This is a genomic window from Consotaella aegiceratis (genome assembly GCF_036541425.1).
Classification (GTDB): Bacteria; Pseudomonadota; Alphaproteobacteria; order Rhizobiales; family Rhizobiaceae; genus Consotaella; species Consotaella aegiceratis.
Map to the genome: position 1 here is coordinate 1 of NZ_JAZHFT010000039.1, position 19,553 is coordinate 19,553.

The 19,553-nt window shown below is 64.2% G+C and carries 15 protein-coding genes and 1 pseudogene; 6 read left to right on the top strand and 10 right to left on the bottom strand.

The genetic code is table 11. The features are described 5' to 3' along the window. Positions 1-143 precede the first annotated feature (143 nt). Positions 144-420, bottom strand: a pseudogene (locus SMD10_RS20030) (NADH-quinone oxidoreductase subunit B family protein); the annotation flags it as partial. Between the two features lie 226 nt (positions 421-646). Here SMD10_RS20030 and SMD10_RS20035 point away from each other — a divergent pair. Next, positions 647-919, top strand: a complete 273-nt coding sequence (locus tag SMD10_RS20035; protein WP_331687509.1) for a helix-turn-helix transcriptional regulator — start codon at positions 647-649, stop codon at positions 917-919. Here SMD10_RS20035 and SMD10_RS20040 read toward each other — a convergent pair. Next, entirely contained in the window at positions 909-2,165 is a 1,257-nt protein-coding gene (locus SMD10_RS20040; protein WP_331687510.1) for a tyrosine-type recombinase/integrase, read from the bottom strand. The two genes, SMD10_RS20035 and SMD10_RS20040, sit on opposite strands and share 11 nt — an antisense overlap. A 317-nt stretch (positions 2,166-2,482) precedes the next feature. Continuing rightward, entirely contained in the window at positions 2,483-4,039 is a 1,557-nt protein-coding gene (gene guaA / locus SMD10_RS20045) for a glutamine-hydrolyzing GMP synthase (protein ID WP_331687511.1), read from the bottom strand. 156 nt (positions 4,040-4,195) lie between these two features. On the opposite strand from guaA, the gene SMD10_RS20050 reads away from it, so the two are divergent. Both SMD10_RS20050 and SMD10_RS20055 read left to right on the top strand, forming a co-directional pair. Then, positions 4,196-4,684 carry a YciE/YciF ferroxidase family protein gene (locus SMD10_RS20050; RefSeq protein ID WP_331687512.1) on the top strand — a complete coding sequence of 163 codons (489 nt, stop codon included), beginning with the start codon at positions 4,196-4,198 and terminating at the stop codon, positions 4,682-4,684. Positions 4,685-4,873: 189 nt separating this feature from the next. Continuing rightward, positions 4,874-6,238: an esterase-like activity of phytase family protein gene (locus tag SMD10_RS20055; RefSeq protein WP_331687513.1), complete on the top strand. Its 1,365-nt coding sequence runs from the start codon at positions 4,874-4,876 to the stop codon at positions 6,236-6,238. Positions 6,239-6,277: 39 nt separating this feature from the next. Here SMD10_RS20055 and SMD10_RS20060 read toward each other — a convergent pair whose 3' ends face one another. The 4 genes from SMD10_RS20060 to katA all read right to left on the bottom strand — a co-directional run bounded on the left by SMD10_RS20060 (position 6,278) and on the right by katA (position 10,390). Continuing rightward, a complete protein-coding gene (locus tag SMD10_RS20060; RefSeq protein ID WP_331687514.1) occupies positions 6,278-6,940 on the bottom strand; it encodes a 5'-methylthioadenosine/S-adenosylhomocysteine nucleosidase in 663 nt (220 codons plus the stop codon). Between the two features lie 28 nt (positions 6,941-6,968). Then, complete coding sequence (locus tag SMD10_RS20065) at positions 6,969-7,418, bottom strand: TspO/MBR family protein (RefSeq protein ID WP_331687515.1); 450 nt, start codon at positions 7,416-7,418, stop codon at positions 6,969-6,971. Beyond that, on the bottom strand, positions 7,415-8,716 hold the full coding sequence (locus SMD10_RS20070; protein ID WP_331687516.1) for an RsmB/NOP family class I SAM-dependent RNA methyltransferase: 1,302 nt from the start codon (positions 8,714-8,716) through the stop codon (positions 7,415-7,417). Before SMD10_RS20070 ends, SMD10_RS20065 begins: the two co-directional genes overlap by 4 nt. A gap of 171 nt (positions 8,717-8,887) precedes the next feature. Further along, the gene (gene katA / locus SMD10_RS20075; RefSeq protein WP_331687517.1) at positions 8,888-10,390 is read right to left on the bottom strand and encodes a catalase KatA; all 1,503 of its coding nucleotides are present in this window, start codon (positions 10,388-10,390) and stop codon (positions 8,888-8,890) included. Positions 10,391-10,490: 100 nt separating this feature from the next. On the opposite strand from katA, the gene SMD10_RS20080 reads away from it, so the two are divergent. The 3 genes from SMD10_RS20080 to SMD10_RS20090 are packed head-to-tail and all read left to right on the top strand — an operon-like array spanning position 10,491 to position 13,293. Beyond that, entirely contained in the window at positions 10,491-11,390 is a 900-nt protein-coding gene (locus SMD10_RS20080; protein WP_331687518.1) for a LysR substrate-binding domain-containing protein, read from the top strand. Then, entirely contained in the window at positions 11,372-12,157 is a 786-nt protein-coding gene (locus SMD10_RS20085) for a DUF1045 domain-containing protein (RefSeq protein WP_331687519.1), read from the top strand. Before SMD10_RS20080 ends, SMD10_RS20085 begins: the two co-directional genes overlap by 19 nt. Then, the gene (locus SMD10_RS20090; RefSeq protein ID WP_331687520.1) at positions 12,154-13,293 is read left to right on the top strand and encodes an alpha-D-ribose 1-methylphosphonate 5-triphosphate diphosphatase; all 1,140 of its coding nucleotides are present in this window, start codon (positions 12,154-12,156) and stop codon (positions 13,291-13,293) included. The genes SMD10_RS20085 and SMD10_RS20090 overlap by 4 nt, the downstream gene beginning before the upstream one ends. A gap of 62 nt (positions 13,294-13,355) precedes the next feature. On the opposite strand, the gene SMD10_RS20095 is transcribed toward SMD10_RS20090, so the two are convergent. The 3 genes from SMD10_RS20095 to SMD10_RS20105 all read right to left on the bottom strand — a co-directional run bounded on the left by SMD10_RS20095 (position 13,356) and on the right by SMD10_RS20105 (position 19,534). Then, positions 13,356-15,470, bottom strand: coding sequence for a pentapeptide repeat-containing protein (locus SMD10_RS20095; RefSeq protein ID WP_331687521.1), 2,115 nt, complete (start codon positions 15,468-15,470; stop codon positions 13,356-13,358). 391 nt (positions 15,471-15,861) lie between these two features. Then, the gene (locus SMD10_RS20100; protein WP_331687522.1) at positions 15,862-19,068 is read right to left on the bottom strand and encodes an efflux RND transporter permease subunit; all 3,207 of its coding nucleotides are present in this window, start codon (positions 19,066-19,068) and stop codon (positions 15,862-15,864) included. 262 nt (positions 19,069-19,330) lie between these two features. Beyond that, entirely contained in the window at positions 19,331-19,534 is a 204-nt protein-coding gene (locus SMD10_RS20105) for a YgaP family membrane protein (protein ID WP_331687523.1), read from the bottom strand. Positions 19,535-19,553: the final 19 nt, after the last annotated feature.

The window sequence follows — 19,553 nt, forward strand, 5'->3', positions numbered from 1 at the left end:
TCGAAGGCCGAACCTCTGTCGTCTTCCCGCTCACCCATCGTATCCTCTTCCGCCAAGGTGAATCAGAAGGCTATCATCATCAGGCGACGCGCGAATCCCCCATCAACGACTTTGTGACTCAGTAAGATTAGTGGCTTGCTTAACTAGCGCTTGGTGGTTCTGGTCCTTCCGATCTTCTTTTGTAGAAGCAGTAATCCGTACAAAGGCGATTACGCCCTTGGCGGGCTGCCGGGAACATAGATGTCCACCGACAGAATGCGATCAACGCCGCGAAGAACGAATAGCTGTAGTTATACACCTGCCACCGTTCGCCCATGACCCCATCGAGTTCAGATAGCCCGGCTCGGGCTTCCGATCGTAGATTTTGCTTTAGCGTGTCGGCGCCATCTTGTTGGTCCCCGTCCCGGCAACGATCACTACACGTTGTTCGGGCCGACCGCCCAATCCGACCGAGCAGAGCGCCTCAAGCAAAAGACTGCCGCCAGTTCATCCGATCGGCCACGCAAGAGAAGGCAATATCGCAGCGACAGCGCCATCCGATTTCTACGCCACGCCTTCCTTTTGCCGCACGGCTTCGAACCAAGCCTTCCATCACACCGGCACCATCGCTTTCTATCGGGAGACATTCATTCCGAGGAGAACACTTATGACCCGGCCCGCGGAACCAACCATCAGGCGGACGATTCGGCGACACCAACTTCGCGAAATCGTGCCGCTAGCCGATACGACGATCTATGAAATGGAACAGCGAGGAGAATTCCCCCGTCGGTTTTATCTCACATCGCGTTCTGTTGTTTGGGATTTGGCCGAGGTCGAAGAATGGCTCGAAAAACGGCGCAAGGCGTCGGATGCCAAGGCCACGCGGCGGGCGCCCATGCCGGACGTCCGCCTGCGGAAGACCCGGCCCGTCAAACGCTAGGGTCCGGTGTCAGCAAGTCCATCGACGGCGGATAGAGGGTTGGCACATATTTCTGCCCAGCAGCCCAAGCGTCCACCAAATTGGCCCATTCCTGCAGCATGTGCCGGCGCTGATGCTCGTACTCGGCCTTGTTGTAGACACCTCGGGACGAGCGGCCGTCTTCGTGCGCCAGGCACTTCTCGATCCAGTCGCTGTTGAAGCCGAGTTCGTTGAGCAGCGTCGATCCGGTCCGACGCAGGTCATGAACCGTGAACGGCTCTAGCGGCAGATCTTCGTCCTTTGCACGTTTGATGATGGCCATCGTGACGCGGTTGAACGTGGCGCGCGACATCGGTGCATCGGCATCATAGCGCGACGGGAGGAGATACTTGGAATTTCCGGAGCAGGTCTTGAGGGCGACCAGGATGTCGAGCGCCTGCTGGGCAAGATAGACGTTATGCGGCTTCGATCGCTTCATGCGCTCCTTCGGTATCGACCACACCGCGTTCTCGAAATCGACCTCGTCCCAGACCGCATCCTGCAGCTCGCTCTTGCGCACCATCGTCAGCAGGATCAGCTTCAGGCCGAGCCGGATCGTCGGCAGCGTTGCGACATGCTCGAGCTGATTGAGCATGATGCGTATCTCCGCAGGCGAGAGCGCCCGGTCCTTCGGTACAAAGGTAGCGATCGACGAGGGGCCGACCTCATCCGCAGGGTTGGCGACCTTCTCGCCATGCAGGATGGCGAACCCATAGATTTGCTTGACGATGTCGCGGACGTGTATTGCAGTAGCAGGAGCGCCCCGATCCTTCACCTTGCCACATAGCACTCGGAGGTCATCGGGTTCGATCTCTGTGAGCAGCCTCTTGCGGAACTTCGGCACGATGTCGCGCTCATAGATCGTCCGGCGCATGGCGCGCGTGCTGTCGGCCATCGGAGCTTCGTGGAAGTAGCGCTCCCCGAACTCGCCAAAGCTCTTCGCTTCCTTCAGACGTCGCTTTTGCTGCTGCTTCTCTCGCGCCGGAGAACGTCCTTCCTGAACTGCCCGCTTCGCGTCGATCAGCTTTTCCCGCGCTCGCGCCAGGGAAAGGCCAGCGGGTCCGTACCGGCCAAGGATAACCGTCTCCCGGCGACCGTTCACCCGATAGTCATAGCGGAAGCTGATGGCTCCCGTCGGTATGACGAGCACGTATAGGCCATCGCGGTCCGTCACCTTATACTTTTTTTCTCGTGGCTTCAAAGCCTTAAGGGCTGTATCGGTCAGCATATTCCCTCCGATATCAGTGGAAAATCGAGGGAAAGTCGCTGAAATGTCCGTCAGGGCATTTTCGCACCATCTGAACAGAAAATTCCATTTACTTTCAGCGCGATAAGCTCAAAAAAAGTCCGTCAGCGGCTTTCACATCGTTGACGGTATTTTCATTTTCGATCTGCAGCAAGGTTTCGAAAGTCCGTCGCCCGGTCCGTCATCCATAACGCTTGCGGGGTGATAGCTCACGAAAGGCCATGTTGATATTTATTATTTCTTTCAATGACTTGTATCGCATCCCGGCGCGCCGCCGGATATTCCCGGCACGGCCTGAATCATTCCCACTCGATGGTGCCCGGCGGCTTGGAGGTGACGTCGTAGACGACGCGGTTGATGCCGCGCACCTCGTTGATGATGCGGGTTGCCGCGCTGCCCAGGAATTCCATGTCGTAGGGGTAAAAGTCGGCCGTCATGCCGTCGACTGAGGTCACGGCTCTCAGCGCACAGACATATTCGTAAGTGCGCCCGTCGCCCATCACTCCTACTGTTTGCACCGGCAGGAGAACGGCGAAGGCCTGCCAGATGGCGTCGTAGAGGCCGGCCTTGCGGATCTCGTCGAGATAGATCGCGTCGGCCTGGCGCAGGATGTCGAGCTTTTCGCGGGTCACCCCGCCCGGGCAGCGGATCGCGAGACCGGGTCCGGGGAAAGGATGGCGGCCGACGAATGCTTCCGGGAGGCCGAGTTCGCGGCCGAGTGCCCGCACTTCGTCCTTGAAGAGTTCGCGCAGCGGCTCCACCAGCTTCATGTTCATGCGCTCGGGCAGGCCGCCGACATTGTGGTGGCTCTTGATCGTAACCGACGGGCCGCCGGTGAAGGAGACGCTTTCGATCACGTCCGGATAGAGGGTGCCCTGAGCCAGGAAATCGGCGCCGCCGAGCTTCTTCGCTTCCGCCTCGAACGTCTCGACGAACAGGCGCCCGATCGTCTTGCGCTTGACCTCGGGATCGGATTCGCCTTCCAGCGCACCCAGGAAGGTGTCGGCCGCCTTCACGTGAACCAGCGGAATATTGTAGGCGCGGCGGAAGAGATCGACGACCTCCTCGGCCTCGTTCATCCTGAGCAGGCCATGGTCGACGAAAATGCAGGTGAGCTGGTCGCCGATCGCCTCGTGGATCAGCACCGCCGCGACCGCCGAGTCGACGCCGCCGGACAGACCGCAGATGACCCTGTCCGATCCCACCTTGGCGCGGATGTCGGCGATCGCCTGCTCGCGGAAGGCCGCCATCGTCCAATCGCCGGCACATCCGGCGATGCGGTGGACGAAATTGGAGATCAGTCGCGCGCCGTCCGGCGTATGCACCACTTCGGGGTGGAACTGCACGCCATAGAAGCGGCGCCGCTCATCGGCGATGGCGGCGAACGGCGCCCCCGGCGAGACGGCGATCACCTCAAACCCTTCGGGTAGACGGGTGACCCGGTCGCCGTGGCTCATCCAGACCTGATGACGCGTGCCCTCGGCCCAGATTCCATCGAACAGCGGCGAGGCCTTTTCGACTTCCACGAAGGCACGGCCGAACTCGCGATGGAGACCGCCCTCGATATGGCCCCCGAGCTGGGCGCACATGGTCTGCTGGCCGTAGCAGATCCCAAGCACCGGCAAGCCGGATTCGAAGATCGATTGCGGCGCGCCCGGCGCGTCGGCGTCCGTGACCGACGCGGGCGATCCAGAGAGAATCACCGCCTTCGGTTTCAGCCGGGCAAAACCTTCCTCGGCCGATTGGAAGGGGACGATTTCGGAGTAGACGCCGGCTTCGCGGACGCGCCGGGCGATCAGCTGCGTGACCTGGCTGCCGAAGTCGATGATCAGGACGGTTTCTGGATGGGCTGTCATGACGAGGCCTTAAGCAAGAGACGGGCGGAAGGCAAGATGGCGCGATGCTTCAGTCACAGCTATGGATTCAGCCTGCGGCAGCGGGGAACGTGGTCGAAGAAGGTCCGTTGACAGGCGACGGCCAGCAAGGCCGATTGTTTTTCAGGAGAGTTGACCATGCCCGTAAAGACGCTGGACGACCTTTTTCTGCATACCCTGCAGGATATCTACTACGCCGAGAAGACCATCACCAAGGCTCTGCCGAAGATGGTGAAGAAAGTCGCGTCGGCCGACGTGAAGAAAGCCTTCGAAAGTCATCTCGAAGAGACCAAAGGACACGTCGATCGTCTGGAATCCGTGTTCAAGGCGCTTGGCGAAAAGCCGAAAGCCGAGAAATGCCCGGCCATCGAGGGCATCGTCTCGGAAGCCGAGGAGCTGATGGACGAAATCGAGGACACCGAGACCCTCGATGCCGCCCTGATCGCCGCGGCCCAGGCCGTCGAGCACTACGAGATCACGCGCTACGGCACGCTGGTGTCGTGGGCCGAGACGCTCGGCCACAAGGAGGCCATCAACCTTCTCGGCGAGACCCTGAAGGAAGAATATGCGGCCGACGACAAGTTGACGAAGATCGCCGAATCCAAGGTCAACAAGAAAGCCGCCTGACGGCCCAACCGATGGGCGCTGCTGTTGCAGCCGCCAATCGATGCAATAGGGAATCCCGGGGCCGGCAGCGATGCCGACCCTTTTCTGTTCAAGCGTCCATCATCGTCACCGAGCCGTCATCGCGGCGTCAATCGCGCGTTACCCAAAGCGGATTTTCTCCTTGCGTCCCATCATCAGGAGAAACCGCGCATGAAACCGCTTCTCGCCGCCGCCACGGCCCTGACCGTGCTCCACCTCGCGCCGCCGGTCCTGGCTCAATCCTCCGAAGGACACCGGTTCGAGGCCGTGCTGGCGGCCCAGGCCATCCTGCCGGCCGATTCGGCCGTCGCCGTCCCCGAAGACGCTCCGGCCCATCTCCGGCAGGCCGGCAAATTCACCACACCCGATCGCAAGCGCACGGCCGAACTCGGCGCCATGAAGGGCAAGGACGGCGTCCGCGCCACCGGCTACGGCCTTCCGATCGAGGGCCAGAGCCTTCAGGGCTTTTCCGGCATCAAGGCGATGGACGACGGCACGTTCTGGAGCCTGTCGGACAACGGCTTCGGTTCGCAGATCAATTCCAGCGATTCGATGCTGATGCTGCATCATCTCGCCTTCGACTGGGACGCCGGCACGGTCGATCGCCAGGAGACGATCTTCCTGTCGGACCCCGACAAGGTGGCGCCCTTCCCGATCACCATGGAGGGCTCGGACACGCGCTATCTCACCGGCGCCGATTTCGACGTGGAATCGATCCAGCCGGTGGCCGACGGCTTCTGGGTCGGCGAGGAGTTCGGCCCTTACATCCTGAAGTTCGACTCGCAAGGCCATCTGCAGGAGGTGCATCCGACCAAGGTCGGCAACATCGACGTTCTCTCGCCGGACAATCCGACCATCCGGCTGCCCGGCAATCCGACGGAAGCGATGCCCGCCTTCAATCTGAAGCGCTCGGGCGGTTACGAAGGCATGGCGATCGCGCCGGACGGATCGCGCCTCTACGGCCTCCTGGAAGGCCCCCTCTACACGGACGGCAAGGCGGAAACCGTCGAGGACGGGCGCACCGCGCTCCGCATCGTCGAGTTCGACACAACGAAAGGCGACTGGACGGGCCGATCCTGGCTCTATCCGCTGGCCGAGGGCGGCGTGGCGATCGGCGATTTCAACATGATCGACGACAGCCACGGTCTGATCATCGAGCGCGACAACGGCGCCGGCCGGGCCGACCAAGCCTGTACGGGCGAGCCGGCCTCGGACTGCTTCGCGACGCCGGCCAAGCTGAAGCGGATCACCAAGATCGAGCTGACCGACGAGAACGCCGGCCAGGCGGTCCGCAAGATCGGCTATATCGATCTTCTCGATATCCGCGATCCGCAAGGCGTGGCGCGCCAGGGCGGCGTCGAGGGCGGCTACGACATGCCCTTCGTCACCATCGAGAACGTCGACAAGGCGGACGACACCCACATCATCGTCGGCAATGACAACAACTTTCCGTTCTCGGCCGGCCGTGCGCTAAACAAGGCGGACGACGACGAGTTCGTGCTGCTCGAGGTTGGCGACTTCCTGAAGGCGGAATAACGACCCAAAAGGAGCGCGGGTCGATGCCCGCGCTCCTTCTCAGGATTGCTGCGTTTCGAAAAATGCGGGCAGCGCGTCTTCGAGCTGATCGATGGCGTCGGCGAGCCGTTCGTCGATATGCGACAGCAGGCTCGCCCAGTCGTCGTAGTGATGGAGTTCGGCCGCGCCGTCCGAGATGCCGCGCAGACCGACAAGCGGCAGGCTGAACCGCTGGCAGGCCCGCAGGACCGCGAAGGTCTCCATGTCCACCATCTCCGCGTCGATGGCGTCGTAGGCGGGACCGGAGACGATGTTGGAGCCCGTGGACAGTCGAGCGCTGGCGACCTGCGCGATCGGCGTCGGCAGCGGCGTATCCACGGGATGATCGACGAACGGCGTCACACCCTTGGTAAAGCCCAGGGGCGAAGCGTCGATATCGCGCCAGGAGACCGACACGACCTGATAGACCTCGCCCTGTTCCAGCGCGCGCGAGCCGGCCGAGCCGAGCGAGACCACGAGATCGGGCCGGCGACCGGCATCGACGAGGGCCTGGAGCGCCAGACCGGTCCCCAGTGCCGCCTCGATCGGGCCGACGCCGGTCATCACCGGTCGAATTCGCCGCTTCAGCCGGGAGCCGTATTCGGCATGGGCGGCCATGACGAAGAGGACACGCCGCCCGGCAATGGCGTCGACGGCGATTTCAGCTTTTTCCGCCAGAGACATGAAGCACCCTCTTCCGCGTCCAGTGACGTCAGTTCAACCACCAGATGGCCGCATTGAGAACGGCGGCATAGGCGACCCACAGAGCATAGGGAACGAAGCAGAGTGCCGCCAGCCGATCATGGCGCCATGCCATGACGACGAAGGCCACAGCAGCACCCAACAGCAGGCAGATGATGACGAGCGCCGGGGCGATCATGTGGACGACGAAGAAGACCGGCGTCCATGCGAAGTTGAGCGCCAGCTGGATCCACCAGAGCGACAGCAGATCGGCCAGCCGCTTTTCGCGCACGCGCCATCCGGCAATGCCGATCAGGATATAGAGCGCCGTCCAGGCCACGGGAAACAGCCAGTCGGGCGGCGTGAAGGACGGCTTTGCAAGGGCCTGGTACCAGCCGGCGGTTTCCGTCATCGAGCCGATCAGCCAGCCGCCGCCCAGCGTCAGAGCGAGGAAGCCAATGAGCGACCACCAGCGGTTCATGTCGATCTCCGTTCCAAAGCGGCAAAGAAGAACCCGTCCGTACCGGTCAGGCGCGGGGTCAACGAAAGGACGGCGCCCTCCCCGATCGTGTCGGCGCGATAGGTAGCGGGCTTGTCCGGCAACGCCTCCGACCACGACCGCGTGGCATCCAGCAGCGCGAACTCCGGATGGCGCTCCAGGAAGGCCTCGATGCGGCCGGCATTCTCCGGGCGCAGCAACGAGCAGGTGATGTAGACGAGCCGGCCTCCGGGCTTGGTGAAGGCAGAGGCCGCATCCAATACCGCATCCTGCTCGGCGAGCCGCTTGTCGAGCGCCGTATCGCTCAAGCGCCATTTGGCGTCCGGCCGGCGACGCCATGTCCCGGTTCCTGTGCAGGGCGCGTCGAGAAGAACGAGGTCCATGCGCCCGGTCAGGTCCGACAGGTCGGCGCGCGGATCGTGAATTTGGACGTCGCGTGCGCCGGCGCGACCGAGGCGATCATAGATCGGCGCCAAGCGTTGGCGGTCGACGTCATAGGCATGGATCTGCCCGGTGTTTTCCAACATCGCCGCGAGCGCCAGCGTCTTGCCACCCGCACCGGCACAATAGTCGAGCACCTGCGAACCCGGGTTCGCGCCCGAGAGGAGCGTGACGAGCTGCGAGCCCTCGTCCTGAACCTCGAACCAGCCTTTCTGAAAGGCCGCCTCGGCCTGCACGTGCGGGTGTCGCCGGTCGCCGGTAATCGGTGCGATGCGAAGCCCGGACGGCGCGAAGCCGGTCTCGGCGGCACCAAAGCGATCCAACGCCTTCAGCACCTTGCCGCGCTCCGCCTTCAGGGTATTCACCCGCATGTCGAGCGGCGGCCGTTCCGCGAGGCACGACGCCTCGTCGACCCAGTCGGCGCCGAGCCCCTGCTCGAACAGCGGCACCACCCAGTCCGGCAGGTCGGCGCGGATCGACGGCGGCGCTTCATGGGGGTCCCGGGCCGCCAACCGCTGGAATTCTGCCTCGCTCGGCATCTCCGGCGCGAAACGATCGCCGTCGAGCGCCGCAGCCAGGCTTTCAGGTGTCTGATCGAAGACGGTGAGCATGGCGGCGAAGACCAGCGCACGCGGCGCTTCGTCGTCCATCCGCCAGGCCAGCGAGCGTCGTTTCCTGAGCACGTCGTAGACGATGTTGCCGATGGCGGCGCGGTCGCCGGAGCCTGCGAAGCGATGGCCGAGGCCCCAATCCTTCAACGCGTCCGCCGCCGGGCGGCGGCGCGCCTCGATATCTTCGATCACCTCGATCGCCGCGGCCATGCGTCCGCCAAGTCTCATTCGTCCCATCCCATGCACTGGTCGGCAGCGCCCTCTGTGGCACGTCCGGCGGCAAGAAAACAGACCCGAAAACGGCACGGCGCCGCGCCCGGCCGCCAGGATGGGACACAACGAAAACAGGCGCGGTCTCCCGCGCCTGCCAATTCCCGCCGATTTTCTCGGTCCGATGGTCTATTCCGCCGCTTCCTGCGGCGTGTTCGGCGTCACCGAAATGGCCGGCTCGCGGCCGGTCAGTTCCGCGCGCGCCTTGCGCACGCCCGCGCCATAATCCGGATGCACCCGGTCGAAATGGGCGATCTGCCGATCGGCGATCTCTTCGGGAATGCCGCTCATCGCGGCCGCGATGTTGGCGAAGAGGCGCTGCTTTTCTCCGGCATCGAACAGGTTGAAGAGCGCCGTGACCTGGCCGTAGTCGTCGTTGCCCTCGCGGTGGTTGTAGCGGTCGGCGTCGCCGCTGATGCGCAGCGCCGGCTCCTTGGCGGAAGGATCCTCGGCCGGGCCGTTCATCGAATTCGGCTCGTAATAGGCATCCGGATTGCCGGTCATGATGCCGCCGAACGTGTTCATCACGCCGTCGCGATGATAGTGCGCGACCTCGACGCGCGGACGGTTGACCGGGATCGTCTCGTAATGCGTTCCGAGGCGATAGCGGTGCGCGTCGGCATAGGAGAAGATGCGGGCCTGCAGCATCTTGTCCGGCGACCAGGAAATGCCCGGCACGATGTTGGACGGCGAGAAGGCCGCGTTCTCGATCTCGGAGAAATAGTTCTCGGGATTCCGGTTCAGCTCGAAATAGCCGATGTCGATCGGCGGGTAGTCCGCATGCGGCCACACCTTGGTGAGGTCGAACGGATTGTAGGGCGTCTTTTCGGCATCCAGCTCCGGCATGATCTGGACCTGGACCTTCCAACGCGGGAATTCGCCGCGGTCGATCGTGCCGTAGAGTGCCTCCTGATAGCTCTCACGGGTCTTGCCGATAACTTTGTCGGCCTCCTCGTTGGTGAAGTGCTTGTGGCCCTGTTCGGTCTTGAAGTGGAACTTCACCCAATAGCGCTCGCCCGCGTCGTTCCAGAACGAGTAGGTGTGCGAGCCGTAGCCGTTCATGTGCATCGGATCGGTCGGGATGCCGCGGTCCGACATCAGGATCGTCACCTGATGCAGGCTTTCCGGCGACAGCGACCAGAAGTCCCACATCGCCGTCGGCGAGCGCATGTTGGTCTTGGGGTGGCGCTTCTGGGTGTGGATGAAGTCCGGGAACTTGTAGGCGTCTCGGACGAAGAACACCGGCGTGTTGTTGCCGACGAGATCCCAGTTGCCGTCCTCGGTGTAGAACTTCAGCGCGAAGCCGCGCACGTCGCGCTCGGCATCGGCCGCGCCCTGCTCGCCGGCCACCGTCGAGAAGCGGGCCAGCATCGGCGTCTCGGCGCCCGGCTGCAGCGCCTTGGCCCTGGTGAACTTGGAGATGTCGCCGGTGATCTTGAGAACACCGTAGGCGCCCCAGCCCTTGGCGTGCACCACGCGCTCCGGGATCCGCTCGCGATTCTGGTGCGCCAGCTTCTCGATCAGCTGGTAGTCCTGCAGGAGCACCGGACCGCGAGACCCCGCAGTCCACGAATTCTGGTTGTCGGGTACCGGCGCGCCGGCCGACGTGGTCATTGTCTTGCGGTCTGCCATGATGGCCTCCCTCGCTTTTTAAAACCGTTCCAAGCCGTTCCAACATATCAGGCTGATAATTTCCAATCGTATTTTCTCGATAGCCCGATCAGGTTATCTTATGGCAATGATCACTATTCGACAGATGCGCTATTTCGACGCCCTCGCCCAGGAACTGCACTTCGGACGGGCCGCTCGCCGCCTCAATATCAGCCAGCCTGCCCTGTCGGCGCAGATCGCGCAGATGGAGGAATTTTTTGGCGGGCCGCTGGTCGAACGACGGCCGAATGGCCTCATTCTGACGCCCGAAGGCGGCGTGGTGGCGGCCCGTGTGCGCCACATCCTGGCGGAGGTCCGCGACCTGGAGGGACTGTCCGGCCACCATGGCGAGGTGTTGAGCGGGCGCCTGAAGATCGGCTTCATCGCCTCCGTCGCGCCCTATCTCCTGCCGGCGCTATTGCCGCTCCTGCGCGAGCGCCGGCCGCAGCTCGAGGTCGAGATCCGCGAAAGCGTCACCACTTCGCTGCTCGATGCGCTCGACGCCGGTGAACTCGACTGCGTGGTGCTGGCACTGCCCTACGAACAATCCGGCATCGAGCTCATCCCGCTGTTCGACGACCCCTTTCATCTCGCCGTCCCCGAAACGGATGCGGGCCGCTTCCCTCTCCCTGTCCAGCTCGGCGCCATCGCCTGCGAACGGCTGATCCTGCTCGAAGAGGGCCATTGCCTGCGCGATCAGGCCCTGAAGGTGTGTCAGATCGCCGATCCCGATCGGCTGGCGAGCTTCGGCGCCACCAGCCTGACGACGATCCTGCGCATGGTCGCGGAAGGCCTGGGGGTGACCCTCATTCCGCAGATCGCCGTGACCGTGGAAGGCCGCAGCGGCGGCGTTGCGGTTCTGCCGCTTGCCAAGCCCACGCCGACGCGGACGCTGGCCCTGGCGTTCCGCCGATCCTCGGTACGCCACCGGGACTTCGAAGCGCTGGCCGAAATCATCCAGGAATGCGGCGGATCGGCCTGACGGCGGAAACCCTGCCCGGCATCATTGCCGACCACCCCGAACTGAATATCTCCCTGCCAGACTATCCGATCGAGCCGACCATGCGCGCAGCCATCTACTTCACTCCGCCGGACGACGCCGAGCTGACGCGGGCCGCCGCGGTCTGGCTCGGGCGCGACGCCTTCACCGGCGGGCCGACGCGCGAGCCGGACCCGGATCTCGATCCGCGGGTCGCCGCTCCCGCGCGCTACGGCTTTCACGCCACCGTCAAGGCGCCGTTCCGGCTGGCGGAGGGCTGCACGCTGGCAGACTTGACCCAGCACATGGCCGTCTTCTGTGCCGCACGACAATCCTTCCGCATCGATCGGGTGGCGATCGACAGGCTCGGCGCGTTCTTCGCGTTCGTCGCCGCCCCCCAGCCGACGGCCCTGAACGCCTTGGAAGAGGCCGTGGTGCGAGAGTTCGATGTCGTCCGGGCGCCTGCAAGCCGCGACGAGATTGCCCGCCGGCAGCCCGAGCGACTGAGCCGTCGTCAGCGCCAGAACCTGGAAAAGTGGGGCTATCCTTATGTCATGGACGAGTTTCGCTTCCATATGACACTGACGGGACCGATCGCCGAAGCGGACCAAGAGGTCATGGAAACGACGCTGAAAAATCGCTTCGCCCGCTTCGACGGCGTGTCGCTGCCCGTCGATCGGCTCGCACTCTTCGTCGAGCCGGAGCCGGGTGCGCCCTTCGTCGTCCATTCGGTCCATCCCTTCGCTCCACCCGCGGAAAGCCTGTCGTGACAAACGAGTTCATTCTGGAAAATGCGCGGGTCGTCCTGCCCGAGTCCGTCATCGACGGCTACGTGGTGGTGCGGGACGGACAGATCGCAGAAATCGGCGAAGGACGTGTCGGCTCGGGCGAGAACCTGGAGGGCGATACGCTGATCCCGGGCCTCGTCGAACTCCATACCGATCATATCGAGAACCACTTTCTGCCGCGCCCCACGGTGCGCTGGAACAAGATGGCGGCGGTGCAGGCCCATGACGCGCAGATCGCCGCGTCCGGCATCACCACGGTCTTCGACGCGCTGCGCGTCGGCACGGATGGAGACAGCACGGCCTGGGCGGAAGAAATGCGCGCTATGGCCGAAACGATCGGCGAGGCGGTCGACGAGGGCCGCCTGCGCGCCGACCACTACATCCATCTGCGTTGCGAGGTGTCGGCCGACGACGTGGTGGAGGATTTCGACCGGATCGCCGGCAACGAACGCATCCGGCTGGTCTCGCTGATGGACCATGCGCCGGGCCAGCGACAGTTCCGCGATATCGAGACCTATCGCCTGTACTATCAGGCGAAGATGAAGCTTTCGGACCCCGAATTCGAAACCTTCTGCCGGGAGCGTGTGGCGCAGTCGGAGCGCAATTCGCCGGCGAACCGGACCGAACTCGCCAGTCGTTGTCGAGAACGCGGCATCACGCTCGCCTCGCACGACGACGCGACGCAAGAGCATGTGGCCGAGTCCATCGCGCTCGGCATCCACCTGGCCGAGTTCCCGACGACGTTGGAGGCGGCGGCGGCGGCACGGCAGGCCGGCATGATGACGCTGATGGGCGCGCCGAACGTGGTGCGTGGCGGATCACATTCCGGCAACATCGCGGCGCTTGACCTTCACCGTCGGGACCTGCTGTCGATCCTGTCCTCCGACTACGTGCCGTTCAGCCTGTTGCAGGCGGTCTTCCTGATGGCAGAAGAGGGCGAGGCCGAACTGCCGGACGCGCTTCGCCTCGTCACCGGCAATCCCGCCGATGCCGTCGGCCTGACCGATCGCGGCCGCATCGCCCTCGGCTTGCGCGCCGACCTCGTGCGCATCCGCGCCGAGAACGACAAGGTGCCAGTGGTCCGGGGCGTCTGGCGCGAAGGCCGCCGCGTGGCGTGAGGCGGAAGGATATTCGAGGAACCGCGCCGACGATGCCCGAAGTCAAACGGCCGGAGCGATGATCAAGGAGCCGCTGCCTGTCCTGGCGCCGACGTCGATGCCGGGAGTTCAATGTCGGTCCAATCGGAATAGTCCCAGTCGCCTTCGATCAGCCCCTCGGCTCCTGCACAGCTTTCGGCGTCGCGAAACGCCGCAACGATGCGGGCCGCCTGATCGCCGAACTCGCCGGGTGTGCGGTAAGCCAGAATACCGCGAGCCACGTAAGGGGCGCCGGAGGACTTACAGGCAGCGCGCAGGATCTCATCGACGGCGACGCGGTGATATTGCTTCTCGCTCAGCGACGGGCCGAGTGATTTTTCGAAGGGCGCCGCCGCCTCTTCGGTGGCGAGATCAGGATCCGCAGGCTTGGTCAAGGGGGCAAGGCGTTTCGCCACGCCGTTCCGCAACGATCCTGCGCGAACACGTTCCAGCCACGCCCCGGTCACCTTGGCCGCAACGTCGGGCGCGAGCCCTTCCACCGAGGCCGATGAACCAGAAGGATCGGCTGAAGACCGCCATTGCGCGCACGCGTCCAAATCATGAAGCGCGTCAGCGGCCGGCTGTTGCGTCGTGGCATTTGGGCTGGAACGCCCCCGCGCCCGCCAGACATAGGCCCCCTTCAGATTAACGCCTCGGAATTCTGCCGCGACGAGATTGGCGCCTTGAAGCTGTACATCGGACAGGTCGGCGCCCTGCATCTGGGCTCGAGCCAGGTCGCCACCCTGCAGTTGGGCGTTATGGAGTTTGGCTCCTTCGAGATGAGTCTCCGCGAGCACCGCGCCATGAAGGACGGCACCGGTCAGGTCGCTCGCCTCCAAGTGAGCGCGCTTCAGGAATGCCCCTTGAAGCTTAGCGCCATAGAGGCTGGCCCCCTGGAAGAATGCCAAAGACACGGTTGCTCCCTGGAGATCCGCCCAGTCCAGGGAAGCCTCCTGAAGTTCGGCCCCGGCGAGCCAAGCATCGAATAGCTGGGCTCCGCGAAGATCGGCTTCGCGCAATTCCGCCAGCGGCATGATCGCGTGCGCCAGATTCGTGCAGGTCAGGCCGAGCAGATGCGGCGACATATGCATCGATAGGAGCAATCCGGGAATATAGTTGGCTTCCGCTCCATCCATGCTGTCACAGCCAAATCGCGCATTATCGAACCGTCCTCGAGCCAGCACGGCATTCGACAGGTCTGCCCCAGTGAAATCGACCTTTCGAAAGTCACCGTGCATGAAGATGGCGTTGCGGAAGTCTCTGCCACGCAAACTGCGGCTGACAGCCTGGGTATCGAAGTTGTCACGTGTCTCGTCGACGATATCGACGTCCGGCAGAACCAAGCGATTGGCGAACCAACTTTGCGTGCCGCCGCGAACGAGGTCGACCCTACCCTCGAACAAAGCCTCGGAGGCCGGTACCAGCGCCAGCGAGCGGTTCGGTAACCGCACATGATCGGCAAGGCGCCGGGCGAGATTGTCATCGATCCACTCGCCCGGGTAGGTCGCGATCAAGATGGCGAACAACGAGATCGCCACGGCCGCCAGTCTGCCGATGGCTTCGCGGTCGGTCTCGCGCCCCGACCAGACCAGAAACGGCAGAAACCGGCGGATGAGCCGGAGCACGGCACGCCGACCGGCGGCGAAGACGTGTCCGAGGATACGCAGCCCCGTCCAAGCGCCACCCTGCCCTGCCGTGCGGCCAGCCGATGGGCTGTCCAGCGGCGTCGGATCACTGTTCGTACCGGTCTCCCCCGCCTCCTGCTGCCGCACCTTCGGCCAGAGGTCGCGCAGGCGGGCGCCCCCTATCCCACCCTCGAAGCCGGCCGGCGTCATGATCGGCGGCCAGAACCCCACGATCAGCGACAGGCCCGCCACCACGCAACCCCGGTGGAACCATGTCAGCATCGGGTCGTGATACGGTAGAAAGCTGAGCTGGACGAAGAGCAGCAGGACGATCGGCAGCGCCACCGTCGTCATGAGCGCGGCGGCGCGGATCAGCCAGGCAATGCCTGGTCTGTTGCCGTCGTGGAAGCCGCAGAGCAATTGGGTGACCAGAAAGCCGTCGATCCTCTGGCGGGCCACCCTGCGGTCAGCGGCGAGCGGGAATGCCGTCCTGATTTCGCTGTTGTAGGTCGCCGCCTTGCCCGACAGGATCAACAGTCGGACGAGAATGTAGAAATAGTTGACCAGGAAAAAGAGCGGTGCGGCGAAGAAGAAGCCCTTGAGCGGCAATTCGACGTCGAGAATCGGCAGACCGATCGGCGATTCCAGCAGCAGGTCGCGATGCGTCACCGAACCGACGGCGATGAAGAGATAGGTCAGGATCGTCAGAAAGCCGATCCACAGTGCGCCGACCTGAGCGGACGCGGTGTTCAGCGCGCTCTCGATCTCCGAGAAGTCATGAGGATCCGGTTTGTCTGCCATCGGCTCCACACCTCCACACGCCCAGGTGGCATCATAGCCGTGGTTTCCGCAGCGGCAAACCGATCATGGTCGCGCGGGTGGCCCCTCATTGGCGGGGCCGCCGCCATCGTGATCGGTGGAGGGATCAGCCCTCTTGTTTCCGCCCCCGTCCCAGCGCCACGTAGATCGCCGGGATCACCAGGACGGTGAGCGCCGTCGAGGACGCCAGGCCGAACAGCAGCGAGATCGCCAGGCCCTGGAAGATCGGGTCGGCGAGGATCACCGCCGCGCCGATCATCGCGGCGATGGCGGTCAAGAGGATCGGCTTGAAGCGGATGGCGCCCGCCTCCAGCAGAACGTCGATCAGCGGCCGGTCCTTCGCGCTCGAATGCCGGATGAAATCGACCAGGAGGATCGAGTTGCGCACGATGATGCCAGCGAGCGCGATGAAGCCGATCATCGAGGTGGCGGTGAACGGCGCATGGAACAGCCAGTGCCCGATCATGATGCCGATGAAGGTGAGCGGGATCGGCGTCAGGATGACCAGCGGCAGCTTGAACGAGCCGAACTGGGCAACCACCAGGATGTAGATGCCGAGGATCGCCACCATGAAGGCTGCGCCCATGTCGCGGAAGGTGACCCAGGTCACTTCCCATTCGCCGTCCCACAGCAGCGTCGGGCGCGACTCGTCGTTCGGCTGGCCGTGCAGCCTGATCGTCGGCTTCGGCACGTCGCCCCAGTCGATCCGATCGAGCACGTCGGCCACCGCGACCATGCCGTAGACCGGCGCCTCGAATTCGCCCGCAAGATCGCCGGTCACCATTTCGGCGTCCCGGCCGTTGTGGCGGAAGATCGGATAGGAGGCGGGTTCGCGCCGCGCCGACACGACGTCGCCGAGTTCGACCACGGAGCGGACGCCGGGCAGCGCATTGGCTGGTATCGGCGTGGTCAGCGCCGCCTCGTCCAGCACTTTGTCGCCCTTGGCAAGCGCGATGCGGATCGGAATCGGATGACGGCCGTCGCCGCGGTGCGAATAGCCGACGGTGGTGCCGGAATAGAGCGCGCTGATCGTATCGTACACGTCGGACTGCTCGACCTTGTAATATTCGAGATTGTCCTGGTCGATGCGCAGGCGCACCCGCTCGGCCTGGACGCCGAACGAATCGTCGGCGTCGACCACGTACGGCACCGCCTGGAAGGCCTCACGCACCTTGGCGGCCACCGCGCGGCGGGTCTTTCCATCCGGACCGTAGATCTCGGCGAGCAGCGTCGAGAGCACCGGAGGCCCCGGCGGCGGCTCGACCACCTTGATCGCCGTGCCCTCGGGCAGATCCAGGCCCGTCAGCCGTTCGCGCATGTCGAGAGCGACCGCATGGCTGGCACGATCCCGATCGCCCTTCGGCAGAAGGTTGACCTGCACGTCGCCCATCTCGGGCCGCGAGCGGATGTAATAATGACGCACCAGACCGTTGAAGTCGAAGGGCGCGGCTGTGCCCGCATAAGTCTGGAACGAGGTGATCTCGGCGATCGGTTCCAGCCGTTCCACCACCTGGTGCAGCACACGATCGGTCGCTTCGACCGACGACCCCTCGGGCAGGTCGACGACCACCTGCAATTCGGTCTTGTTGTCGAACGGCAGGAGCTTGACCGTCACGTCCTTGGTGTAGAACAGCGCCAAAGAGGCAATGGTGGCGATCCCGACGAGGATCAAAAAGATCCAGGCACGCCAGCGCGACAGCAGCACCGGGCGCGCCACCGCCATGTAGACGTGGCCGAGCGTCCCGATATGGCCATCCCCTTCTGCGCCGGCGGCCTCCTCTCCATGACCGCCGACCCGGACCATCAGCCAGGGCGTCAGCATGACGGCGACGAAGAACGAAAAGATCATCGCGGCCGAGGCGTTGGCCGGGATCGGGCTCATGTAGGGGCCCATCATGCCCGACACGAACAGCATCGGCAGAAGCGCGGCGACCACCGTCAGCGTCGCCACGATCGTCGGATTGCCCACCTCGGCGACCGCCTCGATCGCCGCCTGCCGGCGCGATCGCTTGTCGTGCATCGCCCAATGCCGGGCGATGTTCTCGATCACCACGATCGCGTCGTCGACCAGAATGCCGATCGAGAAGATCAGGGCGAACAGGCTCACCCGATTGAGCGTGTAGCCCATCAGCCACGAGGCGAAGAGCGTCAGCAGAATGGTCGTCGGGATGACGACCGCCACCACGATCGCCTCGCGCCAGCCGATCGCGATCACCACCAGGACGACGATCGAGATCGTGGCGAGGCCGAGGTGGAACAGAAGCTCGTTCGCCTTTTCGTTGGCCGACTCGCCATAATTGCGGGTGACCGACAGCTGCACGCCTTCAGGGATCATCTCGCCCTTGAGCTCGTCGAGCCGTTCGAGGATCTCGTCGGCGATGACCACCGCGTTGGTGCCGGGCCGCTTGGCGAGGGCGAGCGAAACGGCAGGCGAGCGCACGAGACCGTCCTCGGTCTTGGTGACGGCGCCGACGCGCGTCTCGTTGGGATCGGTGGCGAGCGTGATCGTGGCGATGTCGCGCACATAGACCGGCCGCTCGTCGCGCGCGGTGAGCAGCAGATTGCCGATCTCCGGCATGGATTGCAGTGTCTGGCCGCCGACCAGAACGCGCTGCGCGCCCTCGTCGCGAATGCGCCCGACCTGGAACGAGCGGTTGGCGCCGGCGATTTTGCCGGTCAGTTGTTCCAGCGTGATGCCGTAGAGCGAAAGGCGCTCGGGGTCCGGCTCGATTCGGATTTCCTCGGGCTGCTGACCGACCAGATAGGTGAGCCCGATATCCGGCAGCTTGACCAGTTCGACCTGCAGTTCGCGGGCGAGCCGCGTCAGGTCGCTGGCCGACCAATGGCCCGCCTCGCCATCCTCGGCCGTCAGGGTGACGACGACGATGGCGACGTCGTCGATGCCGCGGCCGACGATCAAAGGCTCGGGGATGCCGACCGGAATGCGGTCCATGTTGGCGCGGATCTTTTCGTGCACGCGCAGAATCGCGGCGTCGGCATTGGTGCCGACGAGGAAGCGCGCCGTCACCATGGCGCCGTCGTCCTCGGTTTGCGAGTAGACGTGCTCGACGCCGTCGATGCTCTTGACGATGGTTTCCAGAGGTTCGGTGACGAGCTTGACGACATCCTCGGCCTTCAACCCGTCGGCCTCGACCTGTATGTCGACCATCGGCACCGAGATTTGCGGTTCCTCCTCGCGCGGTAGCAGGACCAGCGCAATCAGCCCGAACGCAAAGGACGCGATCAAGAGAAGCGGTGTCAGCGGCGAGGCGATGAAGGCATGGGTCAGCCGACCGGCCAGTCCGAGCTTCATGACGGCATGCCCCCGCAGCCCTTGCCTCGGTCCGATCCTGTCACGAGAGTGCCGGTCAGGCGCGGCGGCATGACGTCGCTCTTGCGACCGGCGCGCTCATCGGCGCCGATATAATGCGGCGGGAAGCTAGTCAGGCTCCCTTCCCGCGCGGAACCGACGGCGAGCGCGGACCGAGGCCGGACCCGCTGGATGGCATATGGCATGATCGACCCGGGATAGACGGCAGCTGCCGGCCCGCGCGACGCAAGGCCGGCGGTCTCAATCAGGAAAAGGCGACGCCCGGCTTCACGCCGAGCTTCTTGAAGATGAGGGCAGCCGGGCAAAAGCCGGTGAACGCCGCCTGGATCTGGTTGGCGCCAACGAACACCGTCAGGAGATACCAGTAAGGCGAGAGAACATAGCCCAGCGCCAGCGATAGAAGGGTGATGGTGCCGGCCAGGGCCAGCACGGCGCGATCGACGGTCATGTGCTTTGCTCCAAAGTTG